21 protein-coding genes and 1 pseudogene are annotated in these 25,301 nt (G+C 63.2%); 6 read left to right on the forward strand and 16 right to left on the reverse strand.

Annotated elements, in window-relative coordinates; all coding sequences use genetic code 11:
- Positions 1–77 precede the first annotated feature (77 nt).
- The 5 genes from ACTHNZ_RS06950 to ACTHNZ_RS06970 all read right to left on the reverse strand — a co-directional run bounded on the left by ACTHNZ_RS06950 (position 78) and on the right by ACTHNZ_RS06970 (position 8,576).
- Positions 78–1,844, reverse strand: coding sequence for a diguanylate cyclase domain-containing protein (locus ACTHNZ_RS06950; RefSeq protein WP_440541767.1), 1,767 nt, complete (start codon positions 1,842–1,844; stop codon positions 78–80).
- A complete protein-coding gene (locus ACTHNZ_RS06955; protein WP_440541768.1) occupies positions 1,841–2,962 on the reverse strand; it encodes an extracellular solute-binding protein in 1,122 nt (373 codons plus the stop codon). Before ACTHNZ_RS06955 ends, ACTHNZ_RS06950 begins: the two co-directional genes overlap by 4 nt.
- A gap of 340 nt (positions 2,963–3,302) precedes the next feature.
- On the reverse strand, positions 3,303–5,105 hold the full coding sequence (locus tag ACTHNZ_RS06960) for a methyl-accepting chemotaxis protein (RefSeq protein WP_440541769.1): 1,803 nt from the start codon (positions 5,103–5,105) through the stop codon (positions 3,303–3,305).
- 260 nt (positions 5,106–5,365) lie between these two features.
- Positions 5,366–6,544: a porin gene (locus tag ACTHNZ_RS06965; protein ID WP_440541770.1), complete on the reverse strand. Its 1,179-nt coding sequence runs from the start codon at positions 6,542–6,544 to the stop codon at positions 5,366–5,368.
- A gap of 124 nt (positions 6,545–6,668) precedes the next feature.
- Positions 6,669–8,576: a bifunctional sugar phosphate isomerase/epimerase/4-hydroxyphenylpyruvate dioxygenase family protein gene (locus tag ACTHNZ_RS06970; protein ID WP_440541808.1), complete on the reverse strand. Its 1,908-nt coding sequence runs from the start codon at positions 8,574–8,576 to the stop codon at positions 6,669–6,671.
- Positions 8,577–8,790: 214 nt separating this feature from the next.
- On the opposite strand from ACTHNZ_RS06970, the gene aroQ reads away from it, so the two are divergent.
- The 4 genes from aroQ (at position 8,791) to ACTHNZ_RS06990 (ending at position 12,308) form a co-directional block, all read left to right on the forward strand.
- Positions 8,791–9,246, forward strand: coding sequence for a type II 3-dehydroquinate dehydratase (gene aroQ, locus ACTHNZ_RS06975; RefSeq protein WP_440541771.1), 456 nt, complete (start codon positions 8,791–8,793; stop codon positions 9,244–9,246).
- The gene (locus ACTHNZ_RS06980; protein WP_440541772.1) at positions 9,243–10,115 is read left to right on the forward strand and encodes a shikimate dehydrogenase; all 873 of its coding nucleotides are present in this window, start codon (positions 9,243–9,245) and stop codon (positions 10,113–10,115) included. The genes aroQ and ACTHNZ_RS06980 overlap by 4 nt, the downstream gene beginning before the upstream one ends.
- Positions 10,116–10,179: 64 nt before the next feature.
- On the forward strand, positions 10,180–11,529 hold the full coding sequence (locus ACTHNZ_RS06985; protein WP_440541773.1) for an MFS transporter: 1,350 nt from the start codon (positions 10,180–10,182) through the stop codon (positions 11,527–11,529).
- Positions 11,530–11,633: 104 nt separating this feature from the next.
- Positions 11,634–12,308 (forward strand): TetR family transcriptional regulator, encoded by a 675-nt coding sequence (locus tag ACTHNZ_RS06990; RefSeq protein WP_440541809.1) that lies wholly within the window; start codon positions 11,634–11,636, stop codon positions 12,306–12,308.
- 10 nt (positions 12,309–12,318) lie between these two features.
- On the opposite strand, the gene ACTHNZ_RS06995 is transcribed toward ACTHNZ_RS06990, so the two are convergent.
- Positions 12,319–13,452 carry a 4-hydroxyphenylpyruvate dioxygenase family protein gene (locus ACTHNZ_RS06995; protein ID WP_440541774.1) on the reverse strand — a complete coding sequence of 378 codons (1,134 nt, stop codon included), beginning with the start codon at positions 13,450–13,452 and terminating at the stop codon, positions 12,319–12,321.
- Between the two features lie 323 nt (positions 13,453–13,775).
- Here ACTHNZ_RS06995 and shiA point away from each other — a divergent pair, with 323 nt between their 5' ends.
- Positions 13,776–15,080: a shikimate transporter gene (gene shiA, locus ACTHNZ_RS07000; protein ID WP_440541775.1), complete on the forward strand. Its 1,305-nt coding sequence runs from the start codon at positions 13,776–13,778 to the stop codon at positions 15,078–15,080.
- Between the two features lie 108 nt (positions 15,081–15,188).
- Entirely contained in the window at positions 15,189–15,959 is a 771-nt protein-coding gene (locus tag ACTHNZ_RS07005; protein ID WP_440541776.1) for an IclR family transcriptional regulator domain-containing protein, read from the forward strand.
- A 40-nt stretch (positions 15,960–15,999) separates the two neighbouring features.
- On the opposite strand, the gene ACTHNZ_RS07010 is transcribed toward ACTHNZ_RS07005, so the two are convergent.
- The 10 genes and pseudogenes from ACTHNZ_RS07010 to ACTHNZ_RS07055 form a co-directional block, all read right to left on the reverse strand.
- Positions 16,000–17,163, reverse strand: a complete 1,164-nt coding sequence (locus tag ACTHNZ_RS07010; RefSeq protein WP_440541777.1) for a porin — start codon at positions 17,161–17,163, stop codon at positions 16,000–16,002.
- Between the two features lie 98 nt (positions 17,164–17,261).
- A pseudogene (locus ACTHNZ_RS07015) lies at positions 17,262–17,477 on the reverse strand (aldehyde dehydrogenase family protein); the annotation flags it as partial.
- A gap of 87 nt (positions 17,478–17,564) precedes the next feature.
- A complete protein-coding gene (locus ACTHNZ_RS07020) occupies positions 17,565–18,323 on the reverse strand; it encodes a GntR family transcriptional regulator (RefSeq protein WP_440541778.1) in 759 nt (252 codons plus the stop codon).
- 10 nt (positions 18,324–18,333) lie between these two features.
- A complete protein-coding gene (locus tag ACTHNZ_RS07025; protein ID WP_440541779.1) occupies positions 18,334–19,425 on the reverse strand; it encodes an ABC transporter ATP-binding protein in 1,092 nt (363 codons plus the stop codon).
- A gap of 16 nt (positions 19,426–19,441) precedes the next feature.
- Positions 19,442–20,236, reverse strand: coding sequence for an ABC transporter permease (locus ACTHNZ_RS07030; RefSeq protein ID WP_440541780.1), 795 nt, complete (start codon positions 20,234–20,236; stop codon positions 19,442–19,444).
- 60 nt (positions 20,237–20,296) lie between these two features.
- The gene (locus ACTHNZ_RS07035) at positions 20,297–21,181 is read right to left on the reverse strand and encodes an ABC transporter permease (RefSeq protein ID WP_440541781.1); all 885 of its coding nucleotides are present in this window, start codon (positions 21,179–21,181) and stop codon (positions 20,297–20,299) included.
- Between the two features lie 71 nt (positions 21,182–21,252).
- On the reverse strand, positions 21,253–22,284 hold the full coding sequence (locus ACTHNZ_RS07040; RefSeq protein ID WP_440541782.1) for an ABC transporter substrate-binding protein: 1,032 nt from the start codon (positions 22,282–22,284) through the stop codon (positions 21,253–21,255).
- Positions 22,285–22,349: 65 nt separating this feature from the next.
- Positions 22,350–22,664 carry an NIPSNAP family protein gene (locus ACTHNZ_RS07045; RefSeq protein ID WP_440541783.1) on the reverse strand — a complete coding sequence of 105 codons (315 nt, stop codon included), beginning with the start codon at positions 22,662–22,664 and terminating at the stop codon, positions 22,350–22,352.
- Between the two features lie 66 nt (positions 22,665–22,730).
- Entirely contained in the window at positions 22,731–24,203 is a 1,473-nt protein-coding gene (locus ACTHNZ_RS07050; protein ID WP_440541784.1) for an aldehyde dehydrogenase, read from the reverse strand.
- 54 nt (positions 24,204–24,257) lie between these two features.
- Entirely contained in the window at positions 24,258–25,301 is a 1,044-nt protein-coding gene (locus tag ACTHNZ_RS07055) for an LLM class flavin-dependent oxidoreductase (RefSeq protein WP_440541785.1), read from the reverse strand.

Consider the following 25,301-nt stretch of genomic DNA (forward strand, 5'->3'; position numbering starts at 1 on the left):
GCCCCTTGAACGATCGAGTCGATCGCGGTTACCCGGCAAGCAAACTTCGAACCGAGCGCATTGGTACGGTCACCCCGTCACGCGAGGCGACCGATTCCGTCGCATTGCGCCGACGGCTCGTTCGCCGTCAATTCCTGATAACGAAGATGCCGGCAATGCGCCGATGTCTTGGCGGCGTACATCGCCGCATCGGCCTTGGCCAGCAACTCCTCCGCATCGTCGCCATCGATCGGAAATTCGCTGATGCCCATGCTCGCGCCTACCGTCATTTGATGGGCGCCCAGTGTCACCGTGTCGCGCAAGGCAGCCTGGACACGATCCGCCGTCTCGCGGATCGCATCGGGCGATCGCGCACCGGAGACGAGCACGATGAACTCGTCGCCGCCCAGGCGAGCCACGATGTCGGTGTCATGCAGCGCCTCTCGCATTCGTTGCGCGACGACGACGAGCGTGCGATCGCCGGCGGAGTGCCCCAATCGATCGTTGATTTGCTTGAAACCGTCGAGGTCGATGAAGATGACGGCCAACCGCTCCCCGCTCACGCGTGCCCGTCCGATCGCCGTTTCCAACTGCTCCATGAACCGCATGCGGTTCGGCAGGCCCGTCAACGTGTCGTGCTCCGCGAGATGCGTCAACTCCTGATGCTTGACGCGCAGGGTCTTCATTTGCGACCGGATCTCGTGACGCATGCCGTCGAAGCAGCGGGCGAGCACGCCGATTTCGTCCGAGCGCGAGACCGGCAGCCGCTCGACGTTGGCGTCGTCGAACACGTGCGTCGCCGCACGGGTCAGCGCGCGCAGCGGCCGAGCCAACGCGCGTGCGAACAGCATGGCCAGCACGATCGCCACGCCGCTCGAGATCAACACCATGCGGACGATTTCATCGCCGAGCGCGTGCGCGGAGGACAGCACGTTCGTCAGCGATCGCCCGAGACCGATTACGATGAAGCGGTTGCCATCGACCTTTCCGAACGGCGAGCGCACGAATGCGAAGGCCTGGGCCGGCACCTTGTCCGCGTGCGCGGCCCCGTCGAACGTCACGTTTTCCCGACCGCCATCGAACAGGCCGCGCGTGGCGGGAAAGCTCGTTTGCATCAAAAAGCGCCGTCCGCGCTCGAAGCCGAACGTCTCGCTCGCATCGGGATGAATGAGGAAATCGCCCCACTCGTTGGCGAGATAGACGAGGTAGCCGGGCGGCAAGTCGCGTTCGAGCCGTTGAAACACCTGTGTCAGATCGAGATCGATGACCAATACGCCCACCTTGTCTCCGCTCGCGTCGGTAATCGGCGCAGCGACGCGCATCGCCGGCCGGAGCTTGCCCGCGTCCCAGCCCGGCTCGGACTCGAGGCCGATCGGCGAGAGATAAACGTGGCCGTCCATCGTCGTCAGCGTATCGAACACATAGGGAAACTGCCCTTTCTCCTGCAATTCACGCTCGGGAACGGCACGGATACCCTGCTCGCCGCGCACGACGCGAATTCGCTCGAGCCCGTTGCGGGAGCGGGCAATGAGGCGAATCTCCAGGTACTCGGGGTGATGCGTCACAAACTGGAGAAAGACCTCTTCGATCCTTTCTCTGCCGCCGCCGACAGGAGTATCCCCGCGCGCGACCGCGGCGGCCGACGGCACCGTCGCGAGCACGAGCACGTCGTCCGCCACGTCGCCCAGCGCGGCCGTGAATCGTTGACTCAGCAACTGAGTCGAGGTCAACAGGCTGCGCTCGGCTTCCTGCATGATCATCGCGCGATTGGCTCGATAGGCGTAGTAACCCGTCGCCCCCGAAGCCGCCACGCCGGTGCAGACGAGCAAGATCGACAGCCTCGAGGTCAAACCGAGCTTGATCATGGCGAAAAGCTCCCCGGGCGATCACCCGATTCGATCCGCTGCCACAGCGCTTCGCGCTGCCCGGTGCTCTCGACGCGCTGAAGCCAGACGAGATGCTGCCGCCCGCGGCGGCTCGGCTCGCCGGGCGCGGGCGTCAAGGTATTCGCGAGCCCTTGCCGCTGCGTAAGAGACGTACCGATCGCCGGCTGCAGCATAAAGTTGATCCAATCATAGGCGAGTTCGCGATTCCCGGAGCCTTGCGTAATGGCCCAGCAATCGAGCCAGGCGAGTGCGCCCTCGTCCGGGATGACATAGCCGACGTCCACACCCGCGCGCCGCAGCGACTCGACTTGCTGCGTGCCGTAATTGCCGAACATCAGCGCGACGTGGTGCTGAACGAAGAGCGCCGTTGCCTCCTCGGGCAGCGTGTAATACGTGAGCAAATTGCGCCGCAATTCCACGAGCTTGCGGGCAACGATTTTCATCTGCGCCGGCGTTAGATGAAACGGATCGGCATAGCCCAGCGCCAGTGCGGTAAACGAGAAATTGTGCTGTGCGCTGTTGAAATCGAGCACTTTGCCCCGAAAGCGGGCATCCCACAGCGCGAGCATCGAATGCGGCGCGGCCGAGATCTGCTTGCGGTCATAGATCAATCCCATCGACGAGTACGTGAATGGAATCGCGTAGACGTCGCCTCCATTGACGAGCCCGCCTATCGCATCGAGTTGCCGAAAGTACGCCCGCTGGTGCGATCGATTCGGAACGAGCGATAGGTCGAGCGACGCCAGCAGCCCGGCTCGCGCGTAACGCGCGATCTCGGCGGTGTTGGCCGCCAGAACGTCGAACGGCGGCGGTACCGCGCTATGCATCCGAGTCCATAACGCTTCGTCGGAATCGACGAATGTGACTTCGACTTTGGCGTGGAAGCGCTTTTCGAACGCGCTGACCCAATCGTCGTCCGCGTAGCCGGGCCATGCCAGCACGCGCAACACCGCCTTATGCGGTGGGCTCGAATCGGCCAGCGTTTCCGTCCAAAAAAAACAAAGCAAGAAAAATATGACGGCCACGGGCGTGACCGTATCGCCCGCACGTAGGCAAGCAAACCATCCCCGAATGGTTCGGCGAACGACCCAACTCATGCGTCGCCCCACGTGTGACACTTTTTTGAAGATTCAGCGCCGAATGACGGCCCGACGCGAAGCGGTCCTTCCAATCAACGGACGGCCGCTTTCACAAAGATTACGTGCAATATGCCCGTTCTGCGAGAACCTCGCAACATCTAGGGTCGGTTTCGTGCCGCATCGCTTCCGAGTGTTTTCCTTATGGCGCGCGTGCACTTGCGATTTGCAGCAGCTTCTAGCCCGCCCCCTATACGCAGTGCGGCAGGGGCGGCAGCGCACGATGTGCGCTGCGTGGATGCTTGCGCTCGCCCTGCGTACCGTGCGAAGTCCGCCGGCACCGGTACGAGCGCATGCCCCGTCAAGCCGACAATTTGAACTCGCCCACGGCCGCGGCAAGCTTCGCGGCCTGTTCGCGCAGCATTTGCGCGGCGGCGGCCGATTGCTCGACGAGCGCCGCATTTTGCTGCGTCGTGTTGTCGAGTTGCGCGAGTGCCTGGTTCACCTGCCCGAGGCCCGTGCTCTGCTCGGTCGCGGCAACGGAGATTTCGCCGATGACGCTCGTGATCCCGCGCACGCCTTCGACGATCTCATCCATCGTTGCCCCAGCCGTCTGCACGAGCGACGACCCGGCCTCGATGCGCTCGACGGAGGAACTGATCAACTGCTTGATCTCCTTGGCCGCTTGGGCACTGCGCTGCGCAAGCGCGCGCACTTCGCCGGCCACGACGGCGAAGCCGCGTCCGTGCTCGCTCGCGCGAGCCGCTTCGACCGCGGCGTTCAGGGCTAGGATGTTCGTCTGGAAGGCGATGCCGTCGATGACGCCGATGATGTTGGCGATCTCCGTCGATGCTTTCGTGATGGCATCCATCGTCGACACGACGTCGCTCACTACCTCACCGCCCCGCACCGCGACGGTCGAAGCGGATTCCGCGAGTTGGCTGACTTGAGTGGCTGCGTCGGCGGAGTTGCGCGCCGTTCCCGAAATCTCTTCGAGCGCGGCGGCGGTTTTTTGCAGATTGGCAGCGGCCTGCTCCGTGCGGCTCGACAGATCCTGGTTGCCCTGGGCAATCTCGGCGCTCGCGACGTTGACCGATTCGCTGAAATCACGGATGTGCCGCAAAATCTCGCTGATCTTCTCGGCAAAAAGATTGAACGCGTGCGCAATTTGCGATGCTTCGTCGTTGCCGCTGACGGGCAAACGCCGCGCGAGGTCGCCGCTGCCGCTCGACACGTCGGTCAACGCGTCACGCACGAGCAGGATGCGCTTGAACGCCGCGTTCGTCAGTGCCCCGATGAGCGCGGCGGAAATCAGCGCAACCAAGATGATCGCCACGAGCGTCGTCGTCGCCACCGCCCGCATGCCGGCCGTCACATCCGATTTGTCCAGCGCGAGCACGAGGCTCCAATCGGTGCCCTTGATCGGCTGAGCTCGGAGCAGCTTCACCGCACCGTCGACGCGCACCGCAACCGAGGCCGACGCACCTTGCATCGCCTTGAGTGCATCGGGCGTCAGCTCGGGGGCCATCTCCGTGGCCGGCTTCATGATGAGATCCGTTTTCGCGCTCGCGATGACTTCACCCTTCTCGTCGACGAGGAAAGCGAAACTCGCGGGCGTCGGGTGCACGGCCGTCACGATCTCGCTGACGCTCTGCATGAACAGGCTCGCGGCCATGACGGCTTTCACGTTGCCGTCACGGATGATGGGCACGGCGAACGCGAATGCCGGCTTACCCGACGTGGCATCGCGATACAACGCGGTCACGACGATATGGCCGGCCGAGACGGCCTGCTTGTACCAGGGCCGCGCGGTCGGATCGTAATCCGACTTGAGCGGCACGTTCGAGAACGCCGTTTTGTCCGGCAGGCCGAGCGTCATGATTTCGAAGCCGCCCGACTTCGCCAGCAGTTTGAGGGCCGGCAAGGGGTCGCCCTCGCCGACCGTGATCGTATCGGCCAGCGCTTGCGTTTCGCGCGTGCGGCTTTCGATCCATCCGTCGATGGCGAGCGCGTGGCCCGTCAAAATCGATTGGAAGTTCTGGTCGATGATCTCGTCGTTATGAATCTTCACGACGTAGTAGATGAGGCCGCCCGTCACGGCGAGCGCCGTCACGACGATTGCGACGCAGGTCGCCAAGATTCGGCCGCGAATGGTTCCGAGCATTGCGGGGGGTCTCCAAGATCCAATAGCCAAGATGTGGCGGTTGAAAAGCGAACGCACTACATTGGTAATAACGACCGTTCGCAACAGGAACTTGAGGACCCCGAGGCAAAATGAGCCTAAAAATTGTCTATGGCGGGCATTTTTTGATCGTATTGTCAGGCGCCCCCAGCCACTCCAGCCACTCCCGTCACATTCGCGACACGAAGGATTTCCTCACACCCATGTAAGGAAATCCTTCATCCGCCAGAATGCTCGGAGGATCAGAACAACTGCGCAATCCCCACCATGCCGACGAACTGGGAATGCGTCGACGAAGGCGTTCCGTTTTGCGAATCGCCTACCGAGGGCGCCGCGTCGATGATGTTTCCCGTCCCGCCGCTGCCGAGCGTCTGCCCGGTAGCGTGCTGATACGCCTGCAGCGCATAGATCGTCGTGCGCTTGGACAGGTGATACGCCTCCTTGAGCGAATACTGCTGATAGCGCGCGGCACTGCTGATGCCGTTGGCCTTCGATGCTGCCGTGAATGCAACGCCGGCACCGGCGTCGAACGCGGGCGTGAACCGATAGCTCGCAAGCGCAGCGTAGGTATTGAAAACCGCCGTCGAGCCGAACAGCGAACGCGAGCCGGCCTGATACTCGACGTTCGAATACGAGAGCCCGAGCACGAGATTGCCGAGCGTATAGTTGCCGGCCGCCGCGATGTGCTGGATCGCCTTCGCCGAGACATAGCCCGCATTCAGCGCAGACGTGCCGAAGCTGCCGGTCGATGCGGGATCGAAGCCGGTCGTCTGCTGCGCGTTGTCCATGCGCAAGTAGCCGAGCGATAGCGTGACCGGACCGGTCATATAACGGAGCGCGCCGCTGCAGGTCTGCCCTTTTCCAGTACTGCCCGCGATGCCGCCCAATGCATACATCGCACTCGCCTGCAAGCCGCCCCAGCTCGGAGACGTATAAACCAACGAGTTATTGATCCGCACGGTCGTATCGAGCCCGTCGATGTCACCCGGATGAGCGCCGGTTGCCCCCGTGAGCCACGAGCTACCGGTGAGCGGGCCGACGAACATGTAATAAGGCGTGTATTGGCGGCCTGCGGTCAACGTTCCGATCCGGTCGTTTTGGAGCCCCACGTAGGCCTGCCGATTGAACATCAAACCGGCCGAGGACAGCGCCCCGGTGTTGAGGTCGAAACCGTTCTGCAGATCGAAGATCGCTCGCGTTCCCCCGCCGAGATCCTCCTTGCCTTGCAGCCCGAACTTCGAGGCATAGAGATTTCCCTGCCGCAGATAGACGTTCGAATGGCCCCTCTGGTTGTTCACGTAGGCCACGCCGTCGTCCACTGCGCCGTAGAGCGTCACGCTGCTCTGCGCGAATGCGGGTGCGCATGCGAGTGCCGCGACTGCAGCCGCCAAGCGGCCGATTTGTGTGCTGTAAGTCTTCATCGAGCGTCTTCTCCGATCTCCAAGGGTCATCGCCGCGAGTTGCACTCGCGGTCTCTGTGATAAAGCGAATTGAAACCGGCCGGCTCGGCGTCGCGCCATCGCCGAGCGGCATGTTCGGCGGCGGCTATGTCGCGGCGTTGTCCCGGCGACGCCGCGCCTGGGCCGCCAGCCTCACCGCCGCATTGGGCGCCCCGTAGCCGTCGTATCCGCCGCGCCGTTCGACGATCTCGAGAAAGAAGCGGTGATCGAGGGTTTCGGTGTAGGCATGGATGAACTCGCCGCCGAGCTCGTCGCGGTCATACAACAAGTCATGCGCTTGCAATCGCGCGAGCAGCGATTCGGGCAGCGCATAGCGCGCTTCGAGGTCGTCGTAGTAGTTGCGCGGAATGTGCAAGAGCGGCAATCCCGCCGCCTTGAACTCGACCGCGGCGCGAAAAATGTCATCGGTGCCGAACGCGACGTGGTTGAGCCCCGACCCGTGATAGACGTGCACCGCTTCCGCGACCGCCGTATGGGGATCCACCGATGCGTTGAGCACGATGCGCAGCGAACGATCGCCGTTGCAAAACGCCCGCGAGCGCACGAGACCGTACGGATCGGGCACGAGCACGCCAGGCGAAGCGTGGAGGCCGAACACAGCCTTCAAGAACAACGTCCAGCTATCGAGCGCGCCCATCGGCAACGCCAGGCAAATGTGATCGATGCCCGTGAGCGGCCCTACCTCGTTCGGCCCGTCGATATCGGTCAACACGAAATCCGCTTCGAACAACGTCGGCTGCCCCGACGTTTCATTCACTAAGTAGTTAATACTGCCGTCCGGCGAGCGAACGGCGGGCACGACGCGCTCGTTGGGGCCGACGCGGCCCGAGAATGGCGCGTAGCCGAAGCCCGCCGCGCGCTCGAGCGTCAGTCGCGCATCGTCGAGACGAAATGCGGAGGCGCACAGCGACAGCCCGTGTTGCTGAAAAAACGCGCTGGCGAACGAATCCGGCTCCGCGTTCAGCACGATCGCGGCCGTGCCGTGCCGATAGAGCGTCACGTCTTTCGATCGATGCCGGCCCGCTCGCCGAAACCGCAGCTTGTCGAGCCATTCGACGAGCGGCTTGCGCGAGGCCTCATCGACGGCGAATTCGAGAAATTGCGTCGAGAGATGCGCGGGCGCGGGGGGCGGCGCGTAGAGCGGCAATGCACCGTCGTCGGAAGCGCCCGGGCTGCCCAACACTCCACGCGCTTGCTCTTCCAGCAGCAGGAGAGACCGATATCCGTCCGCAGCCGTCGCCGCGGGCGGCGCGCCGCGAAATCCGTCGTTGAAGATTTCTAGCGAGAGCGGGCCGCGATAGCCGCTCGCGACGACGCACGCGGCGAATTCGGCCAAACCGAATTCGCCTTGCCCCGGAAAGCAGCGATAGTGACGGCTCCATTCGAGCACATCCATGTCCATGCGCGGCGCGTCGGCAATCTGGACGAACCCGATCCGGTCGCCGGCAATCGCCTTGATGTCCTGCGGCGATTCGCCGAGCGACAGCGTATGGAAGCTGTCGAGCGCGAGCGTGAGGTTCGGCTGGTTCACGCGATCCACGAGCCGCCACGCGTGGCGATACGACTTGACGTGCCGGCCCCAAGCCAGCGCTTCGTAGCATGCCGTCACCCCGGCCGCTTGCGCATGCTGCGCCAGCACCGCGAGTTGATCGGCGATCAGCGCGTCGTCGCGGATCGTGTCCGCGGCCACGCTGCTGCAGACGAGCAAGCGATCGGTGCCGAGCGCATGCATCACTTCGAATTTGCGCTTCAGGCGCTCGACGTTGCGAGCAAGCCGTTCGGCATCGACGCCCTCGAAGTCGCGAAACGGCTGATAGAGCGCGATTCGGAGCCCCAGATCGTCGCAAATCCGCCGCACCTCGTCCGGCGTGCCGTCGTAGTAGAGCAGGTCGTTCTCGAAGATTTCGACGCATCGAAATCCGGCGGCCTGAATCGCCCGCAACTTTTCGACCAGCGTGCCGCTGATCGAAACCGTAGCGATCGAACGCTGCAGCGGTGCGTCGGCACAAGGGAAAGGGCGGTTCTGCATGGGCTTGGGTGTGGTGCTGGACGTTCCGCACTGTACGTGAACTAACTAGTTGGTACAAATTCGTGAAAACCCCAGAATGACTTTCGAAACGACTGGAAGCACACTTGCGTGCATTCGAGACGCCGCGGCAGTTGCTGCGCAGCGTTCGCTTAACAATGAATGCCATGGAGTCATTCTTATGACGTTTGCTTCGGTGCTGGTCCTGAACGGGCCGAATCTCAACTTGCTCGGCACGCGGGAACCGGCCATCTACGGCCGCGAGACGCTCGACGACGTCGCCCAGCGCTGCGCGCAGGCCGGCCAGCGGCTCGGGCTCGTGATCGACTTCAAGCAGTCGAACGCCGAGCATCAATTGATCGATTGGCTGCACGAGGCGCGCGAGCGCATCGACGGCGTCGTGATCAATCCCGCCGGATACACGCATACCTCGGTCGCGCTGGCCGACGCGCTGTCCGCCATCGCCAAGCCCGTGATCGAGGTTCACATCTCGAACGTGCACAAGCGCGAGGCGTTCCGGCATCACTCGTACGTTTCGCCCGTGGCCGAGGCGATCATCGTCGGCTGCGGTACGCAAGGCTATGTGCTGGCGCTCGAACGGATGGCGGTGCTGCTCAAGAAGGAAGCCACGCAATGAGCGCGGCATCGAATGTAAGGGGGCGCTCAATCGTCGTCGGGCTGATCGGCGCGGGCATCCAGGGATCGCTGAGCCCAGCCATGCACGAGCAAGAGGCTCGGCATCAAGGGCTTACCTACGTCTATCGGCGCATCGATCTCGAGGCACTCGGCCTCGATGCAGGTGCATTGCCGGAATTGCTCGTCGCTGCGCAGCGCATGGGCTTCGACGGTCTGAACATCACCTACCCGTGCAAACAAGCGGTGATTCCGCTGCTCGACGAGATGTCTTCCGACGCGCAAGCGTTGGGGGCCGTGAATACCGTGCTTTTCAAAGACGGCAAGCGAATCGGCTACAACACGGACTGGTCTGGGTTCAAGCGCTCGTTTGAACGAGGCCTGCCTGGTGCGTCGCTCGAGCGCGTCGTCCAACTCGGTGCCGGCGGCGCAGGCGCCGCGGTTGCAGATGCCGCATTGAGCCTCGGCGCGCAGCGCCTGACGCTGTTCGACGTCGATCAGGCGCGCTCGGCATCGCTCGCGGCTCAGTTGCAACAGCGCTTTCCGGAGGCCACGGTCGTCGCGGAAGGATCGCTCGCCGACGCCATGCGCGAGGCCACGGGCCTCATACACGCGACGCCGACGGGCATGGCCAAGCTTCCAGGCATGCCGTTGCCCGCCGAGTTGCTGCACAGCGGGCTCTGGGTCGCCGACGTCGTTTATTTCCCGATCCGCACCGCGCTCATCGAAGCGGCCGCACGAGTCGGCTGCCGCACGTTGAGCGGCGGCGGCATGGCCGTCTACCAAGCCGTAGACGCTTTTCGGATCTTCACGGGCGTAGAGCCCAATGCCGACCGCATGTTCGCCCATCTGCTGACGCTGCTCGAGAAATAGTTCGGGTTCGGCGCGGCACACATTCAACAACTCGACCATCGAGGTCGACAGGAGACACGAGACCATGGCACCTCCGATTTCCCCGCGCTCGCTGAGCACGGCGCCGCTTCAAGCGGCTTCGCAATCGTCAGCGGTTCCGCGCTCACGCGCCCGCTATCGGGTCCTCGGCCTCTTGGCCGCGGGCACGATGATCAACTATCTCGATCGGACGGTGCTCGGCATTGCCGCACCGCAACTGACGAAGGAGCTCGGCATCGATGCGGCGCTGATGGGGGTGATCTTTTCCGCGTTTTCATGGAGCTATGTCGTCTCGCAGATCCCAGGCGGCGTGTTTCTGGATCGCTTCGGCAGCAAGTTGACTTACTTCCTGGCCATGACGCTGTGGTCGCTGTGCACGTTGGCTCAGGGACTCGTGAATGGCGTTGGCGCTCTCTTCGCCTGCCGGCTCGGCCTCGGCGTGACCGAATCGCCGTGCTTTCCGACCAACAGCCGCATCGTCGCCACCTGGTTTCCGCAAACGGAGCGCGCATTCGCGACGGGGACTTATACCGTTGGCGAGTACATCGGCCTCGCGTTCTTCAGCCCACTGCTGTTCGCGCTGATGGGCGCGTTCGGGTGGCGCTCGCTGTTCTATGTGGTCGGGGCCGCCGGTGTCCTGTTCGGGCTCGTCTGGTGGCGCTTCTATCGCGAGCCGCTCGACCACCCGGCGGCCAACGACGCCGAACTTGCCTACATCGAGGCTGGAGGCGGCCTCACGCGGCACAGCCCGAGCGAGCGCGCGGACAAAGCGCCCAAGACCGATTGGCGCAACATCGGCCGGCTGCTGAAGCACCGCCAACTCACGGGCATTTGCCTCGGCCAATTCGCCGGCAACTCGACGCTCGTGTTCTTTTTGACGTGGTTCCCGACCTATCTGGCCACGGAGCGCCACATGGGATGGCTCAAGATCGGCTTCTTCGCGGTCATGCCTTTCATCGCGGCATCGGTCGGCGTGCTGTTCGGCGGTGCGCTTTCGGATTGGCTGCTGCGCCAAGGCAAGTCGGCTAACATCGCGCGCAAGCTGCCGATCATTGCCGGCCTGCTGCTCGCGTCGACGATCGTCCTTGCGAACTTCGTGCAGAGCAACGTCGCGGTGATCGCCATTCTGTCGCTCGCTTTCTTCGCCCAGGGCATGGCCGCGCTCGGCTGGACGCTCGTGTCCGACATCGCCCCGGACGGCATGCTCGGCTTGACGGGCGGGATTTTCAACGTCGCGGCCAATCTCGCCGGCATCATCACGCCGCTCGTCATCGGCCTGATCGTGGGGGCAACCGGCTCGTTCGTCTGGGCGCTCGCGTTCATCGGCGTCATCGCCTTGATCGGCGCGGCCTCGTATATCTTCATCGTCGGCGATATCAAGCGAATCGAACTGTAAGGCGCAGACGGATCATTGCGTCCGCGGGCCCCGCCCCGCGGACGTTTTGAAGCGAAACCGCCATGCTAGAATCGCGCGCATTCACTCTGGAAACGCAAGACGATATGGCAAGACCGGCGGCCTCGGCGAGTAGCGGTCGCGTCGGCACCGACGCACCACGCAAATACGATCCGGAAGAGACCAAGCGCAACATACTCGACGTGGCGACGGCCGAGTTCTCGGCGATGGGTCTAGCCGGCGCGCGCGTCGACGCCATTGCCGAGCGCACGCACACCACGAAGCGCATGCTCTATTACTACTTCGGCAGCAAGGAAGGGCTGTACGAAGCGGTGCTCGAAAAGGTGTACGGCGATATCCGCGCGCTCGAACAAGAGCTGCACGTCAGCGAGCTCGAGCCCGTCGAAGGCATGCGCAGGCTCGTCGAATTCACGTTCGATTATCACGATCGTCATCGCGACTTCGTTCGCCTCGTGACGATCGAGAACATTCACGGCGCGAAATACCTCGAACAGTTGAAGACGTTTCGAAGCCGCAACGCAAGCGTCATCGCCACGATCGAGGATTTACTGACGCGCGGCGTCGCATCGGAACAATTCCGGGAAGACATCGATCCGATCGACCTGCACCTCATGATCAGTTCGTTCTGTTTTCATCGCGTCAGCAACCGATCGACGTTCGGCACGGCGTTCGGGAGAGATCCGTCCCATCCGCGCCTGCGCGCCAAGCATCGAGAAATGATCGTCGATGCCATCTTGCGGTTCGTCTCGAACCTCGACTGATCCCGCCGAATCACGGCCGGCCGGCGGCTGAGCGCGCGCTCGCCAACGCGCCCAGATTGCCTTCGCCGAATCCGTGATGGCCGCTGCGCTGCACGACTTCGAAAAAGATTTCGCCGGGCCGGCGTTTGACGAACGTTTGGAAGAAGAGCCGCGGCACCCCGTCGGCGCCGATTTCGCCGTCGATCAAGATGCGGCGCGCGCGCAGCGCGTCGACGTCGACACCGTGGCCCGGCAGCCGGGCATCGATCCCATCGTAGTAGGCGCGCGGCGGCTCGATGAACTCCACGCCCTTGCCGGCGAGCGCGTCGGCGCACGCAAAAATGTCGTCGGTCGCGAGCGCGATGTGCTGCACCCCTTCGCCGGGATGATCGGGCAAGTAGGCGTGCATCTGCTCGGTGCGAGCCGTCCCCTCCTCATAGAGCGGGATGCGCACCTCGCCGTCAGGCGAGACCATCACACGCGAATCCGCCGAAACGTGACCGTCCGGATCGACCTCATGGATTTCGCGGAAATGCAGTAGGTCCCGGTAAAAGTCGAGCCACTCCTGCATGCGCCCCGCCCCGACCGTTTGCGTCATGTGATCGACGCGTCGCAGCCCCGTGCCCGTGTGGGCCAGGTCGGCCTGCGCCGTCGCGATATCGATGGGCCGAAAGTCGATGTCGAAGATCGAGATGTCGCCGACGCCGCCGCGCAGGCCACCGCGCCCGCGCCACCGATCGACGAAGTAGATGTGCGAATCGCCGATTCCTTGGATGGCCGGGATTTTCAGCTCGGATGCCCCCGTGCGCTCGCCTTCGAACGGCCAAGCGCCCAGGTCGATCGCGCGTTTGAACGCCCGCGAGGCCTGTTCGACGCGCATGCCGAGCGCACACACGCCCATTCCGTATTCTTGCGCGTACCGCGCCGCGAACGAATCCGGCTCGCCGTTCACGAGAAAATTCATGTCGCCTTGCCGGTAGAGCGTCACCGCCTTGCTCACGTGCCGCCCAATCGCCTTGAACCCGAGCTGCTCGAACCGGCGGCCGAGCTCGTCCGGCGCACGCGCGGCAAATTCGACGAATTCGAGGCCGGCCAAGCCGAGCGGATTGAGCGGGCCGGTGGCCGGCGCGGAAGCATCGGCGGAAAGTGAAGCGACGGGGCACATGCGAATCTCTCCGGGCAACTCGACTGTGCCGTAATTTTAACCAAACCGTTCATTCTGGGGCAGGCAAGCGAGGGGCTCGCCCCATCGAACGGCGTCGGGGCAAACCCGGAATCCGTGCGATGATCGCACACATTTGCGCGATCATCGCGCCGGACGCGCGCAGAGCGCATTGCGGGCAGGACGATGGCCGCCCTATGCTGCCATCACTGACTTGCGCCATGCGGACCGCCGAATGCCGGCCGGTCGGCGATGCCCAGCCATACGACGCTACCAAACGATACCCAACGATACCCATGACGGTACAACACAGTAGGAGACGCAGCATGACCCCTCACCTCGACACCGCGACCGCAGCGGGCCATCTCCAGCCGAAGACGCAGGCTCAGCGAGCCGCCATCGGCAGCTTCGTCGGCGCCGTCGTCGACTGGTACGATTTCCTGCTCTACGGCATCGTGGCCGCACTCGTCTTCAACGCCGCCTTCTTTCCGAAAATCAGTCCGACGATGGGCACGCTGGCCGCGTTCGCGACGTTCGGCGTCGGCTTTCTGTTTCGCCCGTTGGGCGGCATCGTGTTCGGCCACTATGGCGACCGGCTCGGGCGCAAGCGCATGCTCGTGCTGACGGTGATGCTGATGGGTCTTTCAACCGCCGCGATCGGCCTGTTGCCCACGTTCTCGACGATCGGCTGGTGGGCGCCCGTCCTGCTCGTGACGATGCGCGCGATACAAGGCTTCGCCGTGGGCGGCGAATGGGGCGGTGCCGCGCTGATGGCGGTCGAGAGCGCGCCGCGCGGCAACAAAGCGTTCTATAGCAGCGGCGTGCAGGTGGGCTACGGCGTCGGCCTCGTACTCGCCACGGGCTTCGTCTCGGCGCTGAGCCATGGGCTCGGCGACGCCGCGTTCCGCTCGTGGGGATGGCGCGTGCCGTTCGTGTTCAGCGTGGTCCTCGTCGCGATCGGTCTCTGGGTTCGTGCGAGCATGGACGAATCGCGGGAGTTCGTCGAGAAAGTCGAGCATCAGCATCGCAAGGTCAAGCTTCCCGTGATCGAAGCGCTCACTCGTCATCCGAAAGCGTTCGCGTACATCGTCGCATTGCGGCTCGCCGAATTGTTCTCCATGTACATCGTGACGGCGTTCGCACTGAGCTATTCGACGACCAACCTCGGCATGTCGCGCGATTTGTTCCTCAATATCGGGCTGCTCGTCGGCACAATCAGTTGCCTGACGATCCCCTGCTTCGCCTGGCTCGCGGACCGCTTCGGTCTCAAGCGGATCTATGTCACCGGTGCCGCGATCGGTCTCGCGTGCGCGGTGCCGTTCTTCATCGCGCTCGAAGCGCGCGCGACGGTTTGGATCGTCGTGTTCTCGGTCATGTTGGCGAACATCGCGCACGACATGGTCGTCAGCGTGCAGCAGCCGCTCTTCACCGAACTGTTCGGTGCCGAGTATCGCTATAGCGGCGCAGGCGTCGGATACCAATTCGCGAGCGTGGTGGGCGGCGGCTTCACCCCGTTCATCGCCGTGGCGCTCACGAGCTTCGCCGGCGGCTCGTGGCATCTCGTGGCGGGCTATCTGGCGATCGGCTGCCTGCTTTCGCTCGTCGTCGGCATGCGAATCAAACCGGAATGACCCACCGGCGAGCCGCCTCGTTCGTGTCTCCCGGATTGGGCGGCGGCAGCGGCAAGCGAAGGTGGAGGTGAAGGTGAAAGCGAAGGCGAAAATGAAACCGAAATCGACATGAATAAGCCTTCCCTCGACAAGCGCGATTGGATCGCAGGTCTGGAAAAGGGGCTTGCGATCCTCGAGGCGTTCGACAACGAGCACTCGCGCATGACGCCTACGCAAGCTGCGGCGCGCACCGGGTTGTCGCGCACCGCAGCGCGCCGTTACTTGTTGACGCTCGAATCGCTCGGCTACGTCTACACGGACGGGCGGCTGTTCGGCCTGACGCCGCGCGTGCTGCGCGTCGGATGGTCCTACTTCGATTCGGCCCGGCTACCGCGGACCGTTCAGCCGTACCTGCAGCAGATCAGCGCATCGATCAACGAATCGGTGTACGTCAGTGTGCTCGACGACTGGGAACTCGTCGTGATCGCGCGAAACGGCGTTTCGCGCGTCATGACCACGGGGTTCGTGCTAGGCGCGCGCGTGCCGGCGCCGCTGATTTCGCCGGGCGTCGTACTGCTCGCTTACAAGCAAGATCAGGACGCCGTCTCCACCTGGCTCAAAAACGTCGAGCTTGCACCCTATACACCGCACACGCTGACGAGCAAGACGCGCCTTTTGGAAAAGATCGAGCAGGCCCGCGCCGATGGATATGTGTTGGTCGAGCAGCAGTTGCAAGTCGGCGTGCGCGGCATCGCCGTTCCGCTCAGAAATCGGCACGGCGAGGTCGTCGCCGCGCTCAGCACGAACATGCCGATCAAGAACGAAAGCGCCGATGCCGCGTTGAAGCGCGTGTTGCCCGCTCTACAGGAAGCGGCCGTCGCGATGTTGAATGTGCTTTGAGCCGGAACTGAAGAGCAGCGGCACTATCGGCCGCGTCGTTTTAGAACTGATGCAGCATGCCGAGTCGGAACATCAATTGGCGGTTGGTCGTGGATGCGTCGGCGATCGAGAAGTCGAAGATATCGGCTCTGTTGGCATCGCCGGCCGCCTGCTGGAGGCCTGCCATCGCGTAGAACGACGTCCGCTTGGACACGGCATAGCTGCCCATCAGCGAGACTTGGTGGTATTTCGGCTTCGCCCCGTTGTAGTCAGCCTTGCCGTCGGTATAGGCATAGGCCGCGCCGAGCGTCGCGGCCGGCGTGACCTTGTACTGCCCCCACACCTCGTAGTTGCTGAACGTCACCGAACTCGTCGTGCCGTTCGCATCCTCGAACTTCGTGTTCGTGTAATCGGCACCCACCGTGGCCGGTCCGAAGGCATAGTCCGCGCCGATACCCATGATGCGCTCGTTGTGGGGATTGCCTACATAGCTGAACGGTCCGCTCGCGCCGATGGCCGAACCGGTGGTATTGCCGATGAAGTCGCCGTCCGCGAAACGGGCCGCCGGATTCTTCGCGTAGAAATAGGCCGCGCCCGCATTGAACCCGCCGTGCGAATAGGCCGCGCCCAGACTCCACATGCCGGTGGTGCCTACGCCGGGCGCGTTCGAATTCGTGAATGAATACATGCCGCCGAACGTGAAGCCGCCGATCGACGGGCTCGCGTATTTGACGGCGTTGTCGACGCGGAACGAGTTGTCCGTGTTGTCGATGTCGCCGCCGCGTACGAACGGCCCGCCGAATTTGCCCACGGCCGTCACGGGCTGAACGTAATCGACGACGGAGTCGTACTGGCGCCCCAAGGTCACGGTTCCGAGGTTTATTTTCGAAAGGCCGATGTATGCCTGACGTCCGAACTCCCTGCCGCCTTGACGCATCTGCCCGTTTTCGAGACTGAATCCGGCTTCGAGCTTGAAGATCGCGCTCAAGCCGCCGCCCAGATCCTCGCTGCCCTTCAGGCCCCAGCGGCTGCCGTACATGCCGTCGTAGGTGCCGTCGCGCATCCGCACCAAATGTTGGCCGCCGCTATTGTTGACGTAATCAATGCCTTCATCGATCACGCCGTAGAGCGTCACCGACGATTGCGCGGCAGCAATGCCGGGAAGAAAGCATCCGGCGAAAATGCTACTTAGGAGTACGAATTTATTTCCACGGTCTAATTTCATTGAAGTCTCCAAATCCTCAATCGGTTTTTTCTAGTTCCACTTGCAACGCCACTGCGAACTGCCACCCACATCACGCAATGTCTGCCGCCTCCCGGCAGTCAAACGGCGAGGCACAAATACTTGATCACGACATAGTCGTCGATGCCGTAATGCGACCCCTCCCGGCCGAGCCCCGATTGCTTGACCCCGCCGAACGGCGCGACTTCGTTGGAAATAAGCCCCGTGTTGATCCCCACCATTCCGTATTCGGCGGTGGCCGAGTCGAAAACTTCCAATGTTGCGCCCGATTCGGCAGCTCGCCATTCGCCGCCGATATAGGCATGGTGCCTCAATAACGAGGGGTCCTTCAATGCTTGCTCGAGATCCATGAAAGGTCTTTGCTTCAGTGAAAATTTTGAACTTCAGAACGTCGCATAGCCTGCCGATTCGTTCGGCTCACTCGGTTCACTCGGCGGCCTCGGCACGTTCGATGTCTGGTGCTCGCGACCGGGCTGCAATAGCTGCCCGGCGATCACAGCCACACGCGCCACGTGGGCCGTCGCCGCATCGCGGGCGCGCCTCGGGTCGCGGCAGCGGATCGCCTCGAGTATCAGGTTCATTTCAGCGACGGCTTGCCGGCCGCGATCCTCGGACGCGATCGTCATCGCGCGTAGCCGGTTGATTCGCGCGTTCAGCGTCTGGACGATTTCCCAAGCGACGTTCCGGTCTCCGCCATGGAACATCCCCTCGTAGAACGTCGTCGTCCATTCCCGGACAGCCTGGTGATCACGCTCGTCGAACGCGCGCTCGATGCGTGCGATGCACTCGGCAAGCCGCGACACGACGGCTTCGCCTGCATGCTGCGCGCAAGCCATCGCGGCGTCCCCTTCGAGCAAGGCGCGGATCTCGTAGATTTGCGCAGCCGTTTGCGCATCGATCACGGCGACGATCGGCCCTTGGTTCGGAATCGAATCGACGAGTCCTTCCGCCTCGAGGTGCCGCAGCACCTCGCGCACCACGGTGCGGCTCACGCCGAGCCCCTCGCACAGGGAACGCTCGACGAGGCGTTCGCCGGGCAGGAAATGCGCGTCGAGAATGGCTGTGCGCACCTTCTCCAATGCGAGTTCGCGCAGCGTCGTCGTACGGCGCTCGACTTTCAGGGAGGGCTGTGCGTCGCTCATATCGATCTCTTCACGCCCCGGCGAACAATCGCACGTCGCGCGCATCCCATTCGACGAATGCTTGCGTCCCGATCGACAGCCCGCTGTCATGGCGTTGGGCCGCCGGCATTCGAATCGAAATTTCCTGCTGCCACGGCGTGGCTACCGCGTAATGCATCGCATCGCCGAGATACGTGATGTCGCGCACGGTGACGGGCAATCCCGTCTCGCCGTTCGCGCTCTGCAATGCGCGAATGCGCATCTGCTCGGGACGAATCATCAGCGCGCCGGCGTCGCCTGCCGTCAATGCGGGACCTTGAGCCGCGGCCGCAACGGCATGGCCGTTCGGAAAGATGCCGCTCATGCCGCCCTCGCCGTTCGCGGTGACTTTCACCGGCAGGAAATTCGAATTGCCGATGAAGCTCGCCACGAAGCGCGAGGCCGGGTTGGCATACAGCTCTTCGCCGGTGCCGACCTGCTCGATGCTGCCCTTGTTGAACACGGCGATGCGATCCGACAGGCGCAGCGCCTCTTCCTGATCGTGCGTCACGTACAGGATCGTCACGCCCGTCTCCTGATGGATGCGGCGCAGCTCGAGCTGAATCTCCTCGCGCAGCTTCTTGTCCAGCGCGGAGAGCGGTTCGTCCATCAGCAACACGGGCGGATCGTAGGCGAGCGCTCGCGCAATGGCGACGCGCTGCTGCTGGCCGCCCGACAACTGGGCCGGCATTCGATCGCGGCACTCGGCCAGATGCACGAGCGCCAACATCTGGTCGACCTTCGCCTTGATCTCCGCATCGGGACGTCGGCGCACGCGAAGCGGAAAGGCGACGTTTTCGCCGACGCTCAGGTGCGGAAACAGCGTGTAGCGCTGAAACACCATGCCGATGTTGCGCTTGTTCGGCGCCACCGAGAGCAGCGGCTTGCCGTCGAGCAAAACGCGTCCTTCGGTCGGTTCTTGGAAGCCCGCGACGATGTAGAGCGTCGTGCTCTTGCCCGAACCGGACGGCCCGAGGAACGTCATGAATTCCCCCTTGCGCACGTCCAACGAGACCTGATCGATCGCAACGACGTCGTCGTACGTCTTGCGCAAGCGCTGAATTTGCAGAAATGCAGCAGTCATGGCTGATTCACCTCTTTCATCGGGCGCGACGCAAGAGCGCGCCCGCCACCATCAATACCGTCGTCAAGCCCACGAGCAGCGAGGACGCTGCCGCGACCACCGGCGTCAAGTCTTGCCGCAGGGTCGTCCAAATCCGCACCGGCAGCGTTTGCAACGTCGGGCTCGCCATGAAGATCGACACCACGACCTCGTCCCACGACGCGAGGAACGAGAAGATGGCTGCCGCGAAGAGACCGAGCCTGATCGCGGGCAGTGTCACGCGTAGCTTCACTTCTAGCGGGGATGCGCCGCAAACGAGTGCGGCATCTTCGAGCGCCGTATCGAAACTCACGAGCGAGTTGCTGATGGAAATGATCGAAAACGGCAGCGCGATGATCAGATGGCCGATCACGAAACCCACCATCGTGCCGTTCAGGCCGATGCGTAACGTAAAGGCGTACAACGCGACCGCGAGCACGACGACGGGCAACACCATCGGCGTCAGGAAGAACGCCTGCACCGCGCCACGCCCGCGGAACTTGCCGCGCACGAGAGCGAGCGAGGCGAGCAGACCGATCAGGACCGAGAAGAACGTGACGATCAGTGCGAGCTCGGTGCTCGTCAACAGCGAGTCGAGCCAGCCTGGGTCCGTGAAGAGCTGGCGATACCATTGAAGCGTCCAGCCCGGCGGCGGAAAAATCAGCCATTGCGAATCGCCGAACGAAAGCGCGACGATGAACGCGATCGGCAGCAGCAGGAACAGTGCGACGGCACCGCCCACCGTCATCAGCGCCCAGCGCAGCGCGCCTAGGCGGTCGAAGTCTAGAAGCATGTTGGCCTCCTGCCGGGCCGGGGGGCAGCGAACATAAGTGAGCGTGGGGGCTGTTCCATCTCAACTACCTCCTAAACTTGCGCGCGCACCGCCGGTGAATCGAAGTTGCAGTGCGTACAACGACAGCGTCACGGCCAGCAGCACGAATGCGGCCGCACCCGCGAGGCCCCAATTCAACAGTTCCTGCACGAGCTGCGCGATCAGTTCGGCAAGCATCATGTACGAAGGGCCACCCAGCAGCGCCGGCGTGACGAAATAGCCGAGCGCCATGACGAATACCATCAGCGCCCCTGAAGCGATGCCGGGCATCGCGAGCGGTACCAGCACACGCCAGAACGCTTGCCAGCGGCTCGCCCCGCAGATCGCCGCCGCCCGCAGCGTCGACGCGTCGATGCTGCGCAACGTCGCATGCAGCGGCATGACGAGGAACGGCAGCATGATGTAAGTCATGCCGATCGTCACACCGATGAGGTTGTTGACGAGCGCCAGCGGCTCGTGAATGAGGCCGAGCGCCATCAGCAACCGGTTGATCGGTCCGGTCGCTTGCAGCAGCACCATCCAGGCGAACGTGCGCGCCAGCAAATTGGTCCACATCGACAGCAGCAAAATGGCGAACAACAGCGAACTCACCTTGCGCGGTGCGATCGCGAGCAGCCACGCCGTCGGAAAGCCGATCGCGACGGTCACCGCCGTCACGACAGTGGCCACGAGAAACGTATTGCCGAAGACGCGCAAATACGTCGTCGAACCGAGCAGTTGCGCATAGTTCTGCAAGCCCGGCGCAGGCTCGAGCACGCTGCGCAAAAGCAACGACAGCACGGGCAGCAGAAAGAAGACCGTAAGCAGCAACAACGCCGGCGCGAGCAGCCGCAAACTGCGCCAATCGCGCCGGCGACGCGGTAGCCGCGCCGCCGGATGCGCGACGGAACTCATTACGTTAGGCATGGTGACTCCCGATACGAACGGTGCAGCACGGGGCCATCGGGGATGCGACGGCCCACAGCCTCGCGAAAGGCTTACTTCGATTGCCAGGCGTACCAGCGCTTCGCAATCTCGTCGCGATGTTCCGCCCAATACTTCATGTCGAGGTTGATCTGGGACGACTTGTACTGATCGGGCAGCGTTTTGGCGACGGCGGCCGGCATCAACGACGGCGATTTCACGTTGATCGGCGCATACCCCGTATCCGCGGCGAACTTCGCCTGCGCGTCGGCACTCGTTGCCGCGGCGAGATACTTCATCGCTTCGGCACGATGCTTGGCCCCCTTAGGAATCACGAGCATGTCGGCAGCCGTCAGGTTTTGCGTCCAAGAGATGCCGACGGGCACGCCCGTCTGTTCGAGCGCATGCAGACGTCCATTCCAGAACATGCCGATCGGCGCTTCGCCCGATGCGAGCAACTGCTGCGATTGCGCGCCGCCGCTCCACCAAACGATGTCGCTTTTGATCGTGTCCAGCTTTTTGAACGCTCGATCGAGATCGAGCGGATAGAGCTTGTTGGGCGGCACACCGTCGGCCAACAGCGCGATTTCCAACACGCCGGGCGCCGACCATTTATAGAGCGTGCGCTTACCGGGGAAACGCTTCGTATCGAACAGATCGCCCCAGCTCGAGGGCTGCGCGCCCTTGAACGACGACTTGTTGAACCCGAGGACGAACGAGTAGTAGAAGCTGCCGACCGCATCGGCCGATGCAAACCGCGGATCGAGCTCGTCCTTCTTGACGACCGAATAGTCGATCGGCTCGATCAGCCCGGCCTTTTGCGCGGCATAGGCGAAATCGCCTTCGACGTCGACGACGTCCCAGGTCACGTTGCCGCTGTCGACCATCGCCTTGAGCTTGCCGTAGTCGGTCGGGCCGTCCATCATCACGTTGATGCCCGTCGCCTTCGTGAAAGGCTTGGCCCAGTCCTTGTCCTGCGACGATTGCGTCGTGCCGCCCCAACTCGTAAAGACGATCGAATCCGCCGCTTGCGCGCCGGCTGACGCCAACGCCGTTGCGCATATTCCAATCAGCGCTGCCTTCCGAAAAATGCCTCTGCCGTTCATGCTTCGTCTCCTAGATAGCTTTTCAATCACCGCGCCGCGATCGCAGCGAACGCATTGCCCCGGATTCATTTGAGCGGCGAGAAAGCAGCCGGCCTCATGATCTTGTTCTCCATCTCTTCCATCAGCGCTTGAATCTTCGGTGCGAAGATTCGCCAAGCCGGGTCTTCGGCGAGCGCCGCGCGTCGGCGCTCGCGTTCGTCCAAGCTCGGATAGGCCCAGATATGAACGATCTGGTTCAACGGGCCGATTTCCGAGTGAAAGTACCCAACCAATTGGCCCAAGTACCGCTTCTGCAGCGCGATGCCTTCCTCCTCCACGAGCTTCAGATAGGCGGGCACCGCGCCCGTCTTGATGCGGTACGTGCGAATTTCGTAGAACATGCCGATTCCCCTTCTCTGCGAGCGCCTGCGTGAATGATTCGCCTTCGATGCCTGAGCTTCGTTTGCTCAACGCATCACGAACGGATCGGCGATGGGCTCGTCCGACGTGCGAATCCAGACGGACTTGGTCCGCGTGTACTCGAGCACGGCCTCGAGGCCGCCTTCACGGCCAAGACCGCTCAAGCCATAGCCGCCGAACGGCACGATCGGCGACACGGCTCGATAGGTATTGACCCAGACGATGCCGGCGTGCAGCGCACGCGTAAGCCGATGCGCACGCGTCAAATCGCGCGTGAACACACCCGAAGCAAGACCATATTTCGTATCGTTCGCGAGCGCGACGGCGTCGGCCTCCGTATCGAACGTAACGACACTGAGCACCGGTCCGAACAATTCCTCCATCACGCTGGGTACTTTTGCGTTCGGACAATCGACGATCGTGGGAAGGAAGTAGTGGCCCGCCACCGATCCTTCCGGCTGCGATCCGCCGGTGACGACGCGGCCGCCCGCTTCGATGCTTGCGGCCAATACGCGCTGGATATGCTCCAGTTGGCGCCGGGTCGCGAGCGGCCCCATTTCGGTTGCCGTGTCTTGGGGATCGCCGATGCGGATCGCGCGCGCCCGCGCGATCAAGCGCGCTAAAAGCCCATCATGAATACCGCGCTGCACGATGAGACGCGAGCCGGCGACGCAGCTTTGGCCCGTCGCCGCGAATATCCCTGCGATCACGGCATTGCAGGTGCTTTCGATATCGGCGTCGTCGAAAACGACCACGGGCGACTTGCCTCCGAGTTCGAGCGACATCGCCGCGAGGTTCTCGGCCGAGTTGCGCACGACGTGACGCGCCGTCTCCGGGCCACCCGTGAATGCGATGCGCGAGATGAGCGGATGACTCGTCAACACGCGGCCGCAATCGTGGCCGTTGCCCGTCACGATATTGACGACGCCTTTCGGAAAGCCGGCTTCATGCACGAGGCGCGCGAATTCGAGCAAAGGCGCGGGGCCATCTTCGGACGCCTTGAGCACGACCGTGCAGCCTGCGGCGAGTGCGGGGCCGACTTTCACGGCCGACAGAAATAGCTGCGAGTTCCACGGCACGATGGCCGCGACGACGCCCACCGGTTCGCGCCGCAACGTCACTTCCATATCAGGCTTGTCGACGGGCAGCCATGCGCCTTGAATCTTGTCCGCGACACCGGCGTAATAGCGGTAATACTCGGCGACATAACCGATCTGACTGCGGGTTTCGCGGATGATCTTGCCCGTATCCCGCGTTTCGAGTTCGGCAAGACGCGGCGCATCGCGTTCGATCAATTCGGCGAGCCGATACAACAGCTTGCCGCGCGCGCTGGCGGTAAGATCGGCCCACCCCGGCTCACTCAATGCGCGATGCGCCGCGCGCACCGCACGGTCGACGTCGTCCGCGCCGGCGGCCGGCATGCGCGCCCACACCGCGCCGTTGGACGGATCGACACTGTCGAATTCGCTGGCGGCATGTTCGAACGCACCGTCGATGTACTGCTGAAATCGTTGCAACATTTGCAGCCGCTCCCTGCGTGAAATTAGCCGAAAGCCTCGATGTCGATGTCGATGTCAACGCTTGGCGAACGCCGGCATCACTTCGGCGATGAACAGCTCGACCGATCTGCGCTTGCGCTCGTAGCTCATATGGCTATCGAGCCAGAAGCTGTACTGGTCGTAGCCCAGTTCTTCGTAGCGCTTCAAGCGTTCGATGACCTGCTTCGGCTCGCCGATGACGAGGTTCTTGCGAATGTTCTCGGGCGAGTACTGCGGGAACATGTCGACGTCGGCATCGGTGAGCGGCTCGATGAACCCTTGCTCGATCGGGCGTTCGTTCTTGAACCACTTGCTGAAGTAGCGATAAAAGCGTGCAAGATCTTCGACTGCGGCATCGACTTCCGTTGCGTTCGCGCCGACGAACGTATGCATCAGCATCATCACCTCGGGCCGCGGCACTTGCGGATTGGCGGCGCATGCGGCGTTGAAGCGCTCCATGAGACTCGCCACTTCCGCATCGCCCGCGGCCAGCGACGTCACCTGCACGTTGCAGCCGTTGGCGACGGCGAACGCATGCGAATTCGGATCGCGCGCGGCGAGCCACATCGGCGGATGCGGCAGCTGGATCGGGCGCGGCACCGGCGTCGAGGCAGGCCAAGACCAAAACTCGCCCTGGTGCGCGTAATCGCCCTTGAAGAGTCGACGCAGCGCCGGCACGAGTTCGCGCATCCGCGCGCCCGCGCTCATCGCATCGAGCCCCGGCAATAGGCGCTCGTACTCGAACGAATAAGCGCCGCGCGCGATGCCGAGATCGAGCCGGCCGTTACTGGCCACGTCGACCATGCCCGCTTCGCCGGCCAGTGCGATCGGATGCCAGAACGGCGCGATCACGGTGCCGGTGCCAAGGCGAATGCGCTCTGTCTTCGCGGCGAGGTACGACAGATTGACGAACGGATTCGGCGCGATCGTGAATTCCATCGCATGGTGCTCGCCGATCCACGCCGTTTCGAAGCCGCCGCGCTCGGCAAGTTGCACGAGCTCCGTCATTTGGTCGAACAGTTCCCGATGCGACGTGCTCGTGTCGTATCGCTCCATATGCAGGAACAACGAAAACTTCAT

The sequence above is a fragment of the Trinickia sp. genome (assembly GCF_051953955.1).
In the GTDB taxonomy this organism is placed as follows: Bacteria; Pseudomonadota; Gammaproteobacteria; order Burkholderiales; family Burkholderiaceae; genus Trinickia.

Excerpts from the sequence above, each read along its gene's own strand:
- ACTHNZ_RS06960 (WP_440541769.1), bottom strand. The coding sequence starts at position 5,105 with ATGCTCGGAACCATTCGCGGCCGAATCTTGGCGACCTGCGTCGCAATC.
- ACTHNZ_RS07050 (WP_440541784.1), bottom strand. The coding sequence starts at position 24,203 with ATGTTGCAACGATTTCAGCAGTACATCGACGGTGCGTTCGAACATGCC.
- ACTHNZ_RS07030 (WP_440541780.1), bottom strand. The coding sequence starts at position 20,236 with ATGCTTCTAGACTTCGACCGCCTAGGCGCGCTGCGCTGGGCGCTGATG.
- ACTHNZ_RS06965 (WP_440541770.1), bottom strand. The coding sequence starts at position 6,544 with ATGAAGACTTACAGCACACAAATCGGCCGCTTGGCGGCTGCAGTCGCG.
- ACTHNZ_RS07035 (WP_440541781.1), bottom strand. The coding sequence starts at position 21,181 with ATGCCTAACGTAATGAGTTCCGTCGCGCATCCGGCGGCGCGGCTACCG.
- ACTHNZ_RS07045 (WP_440541783.1), bottom strand. The coding sequence starts at position 22,664 with ATGTTCTACGAAATTCGCACGTACCGCATCAAGACGGGCGCGGTGCCC.
- ACTHNZ_RS06950 (WP_440541767.1), bottom strand. The coding sequence starts at position 1,844 with ATGATCAAGCTCGGTTTGACCTCGAGGCTGTCGATCTTGCTCGTCTGC.
- ACTHNZ_RS07010 (WP_440541777.1), bottom strand. The coding sequence starts at position 17,163 with ATGAAATTAGACCGTGGAAATAAATTCGTACTCCTAAGTAGCATTTTC.
- ACTHNZ_RS06955 (WP_440541768.1), bottom strand. The coding sequence starts at position 2,962 with ATGAGTTGGGTCGTTCGCCGAACCATTCGGGGATGGTTTGCTTGCCTA.
- ACTHNZ_RS06995 (WP_440541774.1), bottom strand. The coding sequence starts at position 13,452 with ATGTGCCCCGTCGCTTCACTTTCCGCCGATGCTTCCGCGCCGGCCACC.
- aroQ (WP_440541771.1), top strand. The coding sequence starts at position 8,791 with ATGACGTTTGCTTCGGTGCTGGTCCTGAACGGGCCGAATCTCAACTTG.
- ACTHNZ_RS07055 (WP_440541785.1), bottom strand. The coding sequence starts at position 25,301 with ATGAAGTTTTCGTTGTTCCTGCATATGGAGCGATACGACACGAGCACG.
- shiA (WP_440541775.1), top strand. The coding sequence starts at position 13,776 with ATGACCCCTCACCTCGACACCGCGACCGCAGCGGGCCATCTCCAGCCG.
- ACTHNZ_RS06985 (WP_440541773.1), top strand. The coding sequence starts at position 10,180 with ATGGCACCTCCGATTTCCCCGCGCTCGCTGAGCACGGCGCCGCTTCAA.
- ACTHNZ_RS06990 (WP_440541809.1), top strand. The coding sequence starts at position 11,634 with ATGGCAAGACCGGCGGCCTCGGCGAGTAGCGGTCGCGTCGGCACCGAC.
- ACTHNZ_RS07040 (WP_440541782.1), bottom strand. The coding sequence starts at position 22,284 with ATGAACGGCAGAGGCATTTTTCGGAAGGCAGCGCTGATTGGAATATGC.
- ACTHNZ_RS07025 (WP_440541779.1), bottom strand. The coding sequence starts at position 19,425 with ATGACTGCTGCATTTCTGCAAATTCAGCGCTTGCGCAAGACGTACGAC.
- ACTHNZ_RS07020 (WP_440541778.1), bottom strand. The coding sequence starts at position 18,323 with ATGAGCGACGCACAGCCCTCCCTGAAAGTCGAGCGCCGTACGACGACG.
- ACTHNZ_RS07005 (WP_440541776.1), top strand. The coding sequence starts at position 15,189 with ATGAATAAGCCTTCCCTCGACAAGCGCGATTGGATCGCAGGTCTGGAA.
- ACTHNZ_RS06980 (WP_440541772.1), top strand. The coding sequence starts at position 9,243 with ATGAGCGCGGCATCGAATGTAAGGGGGCGCTCAATCGTCGTCGGGCTG.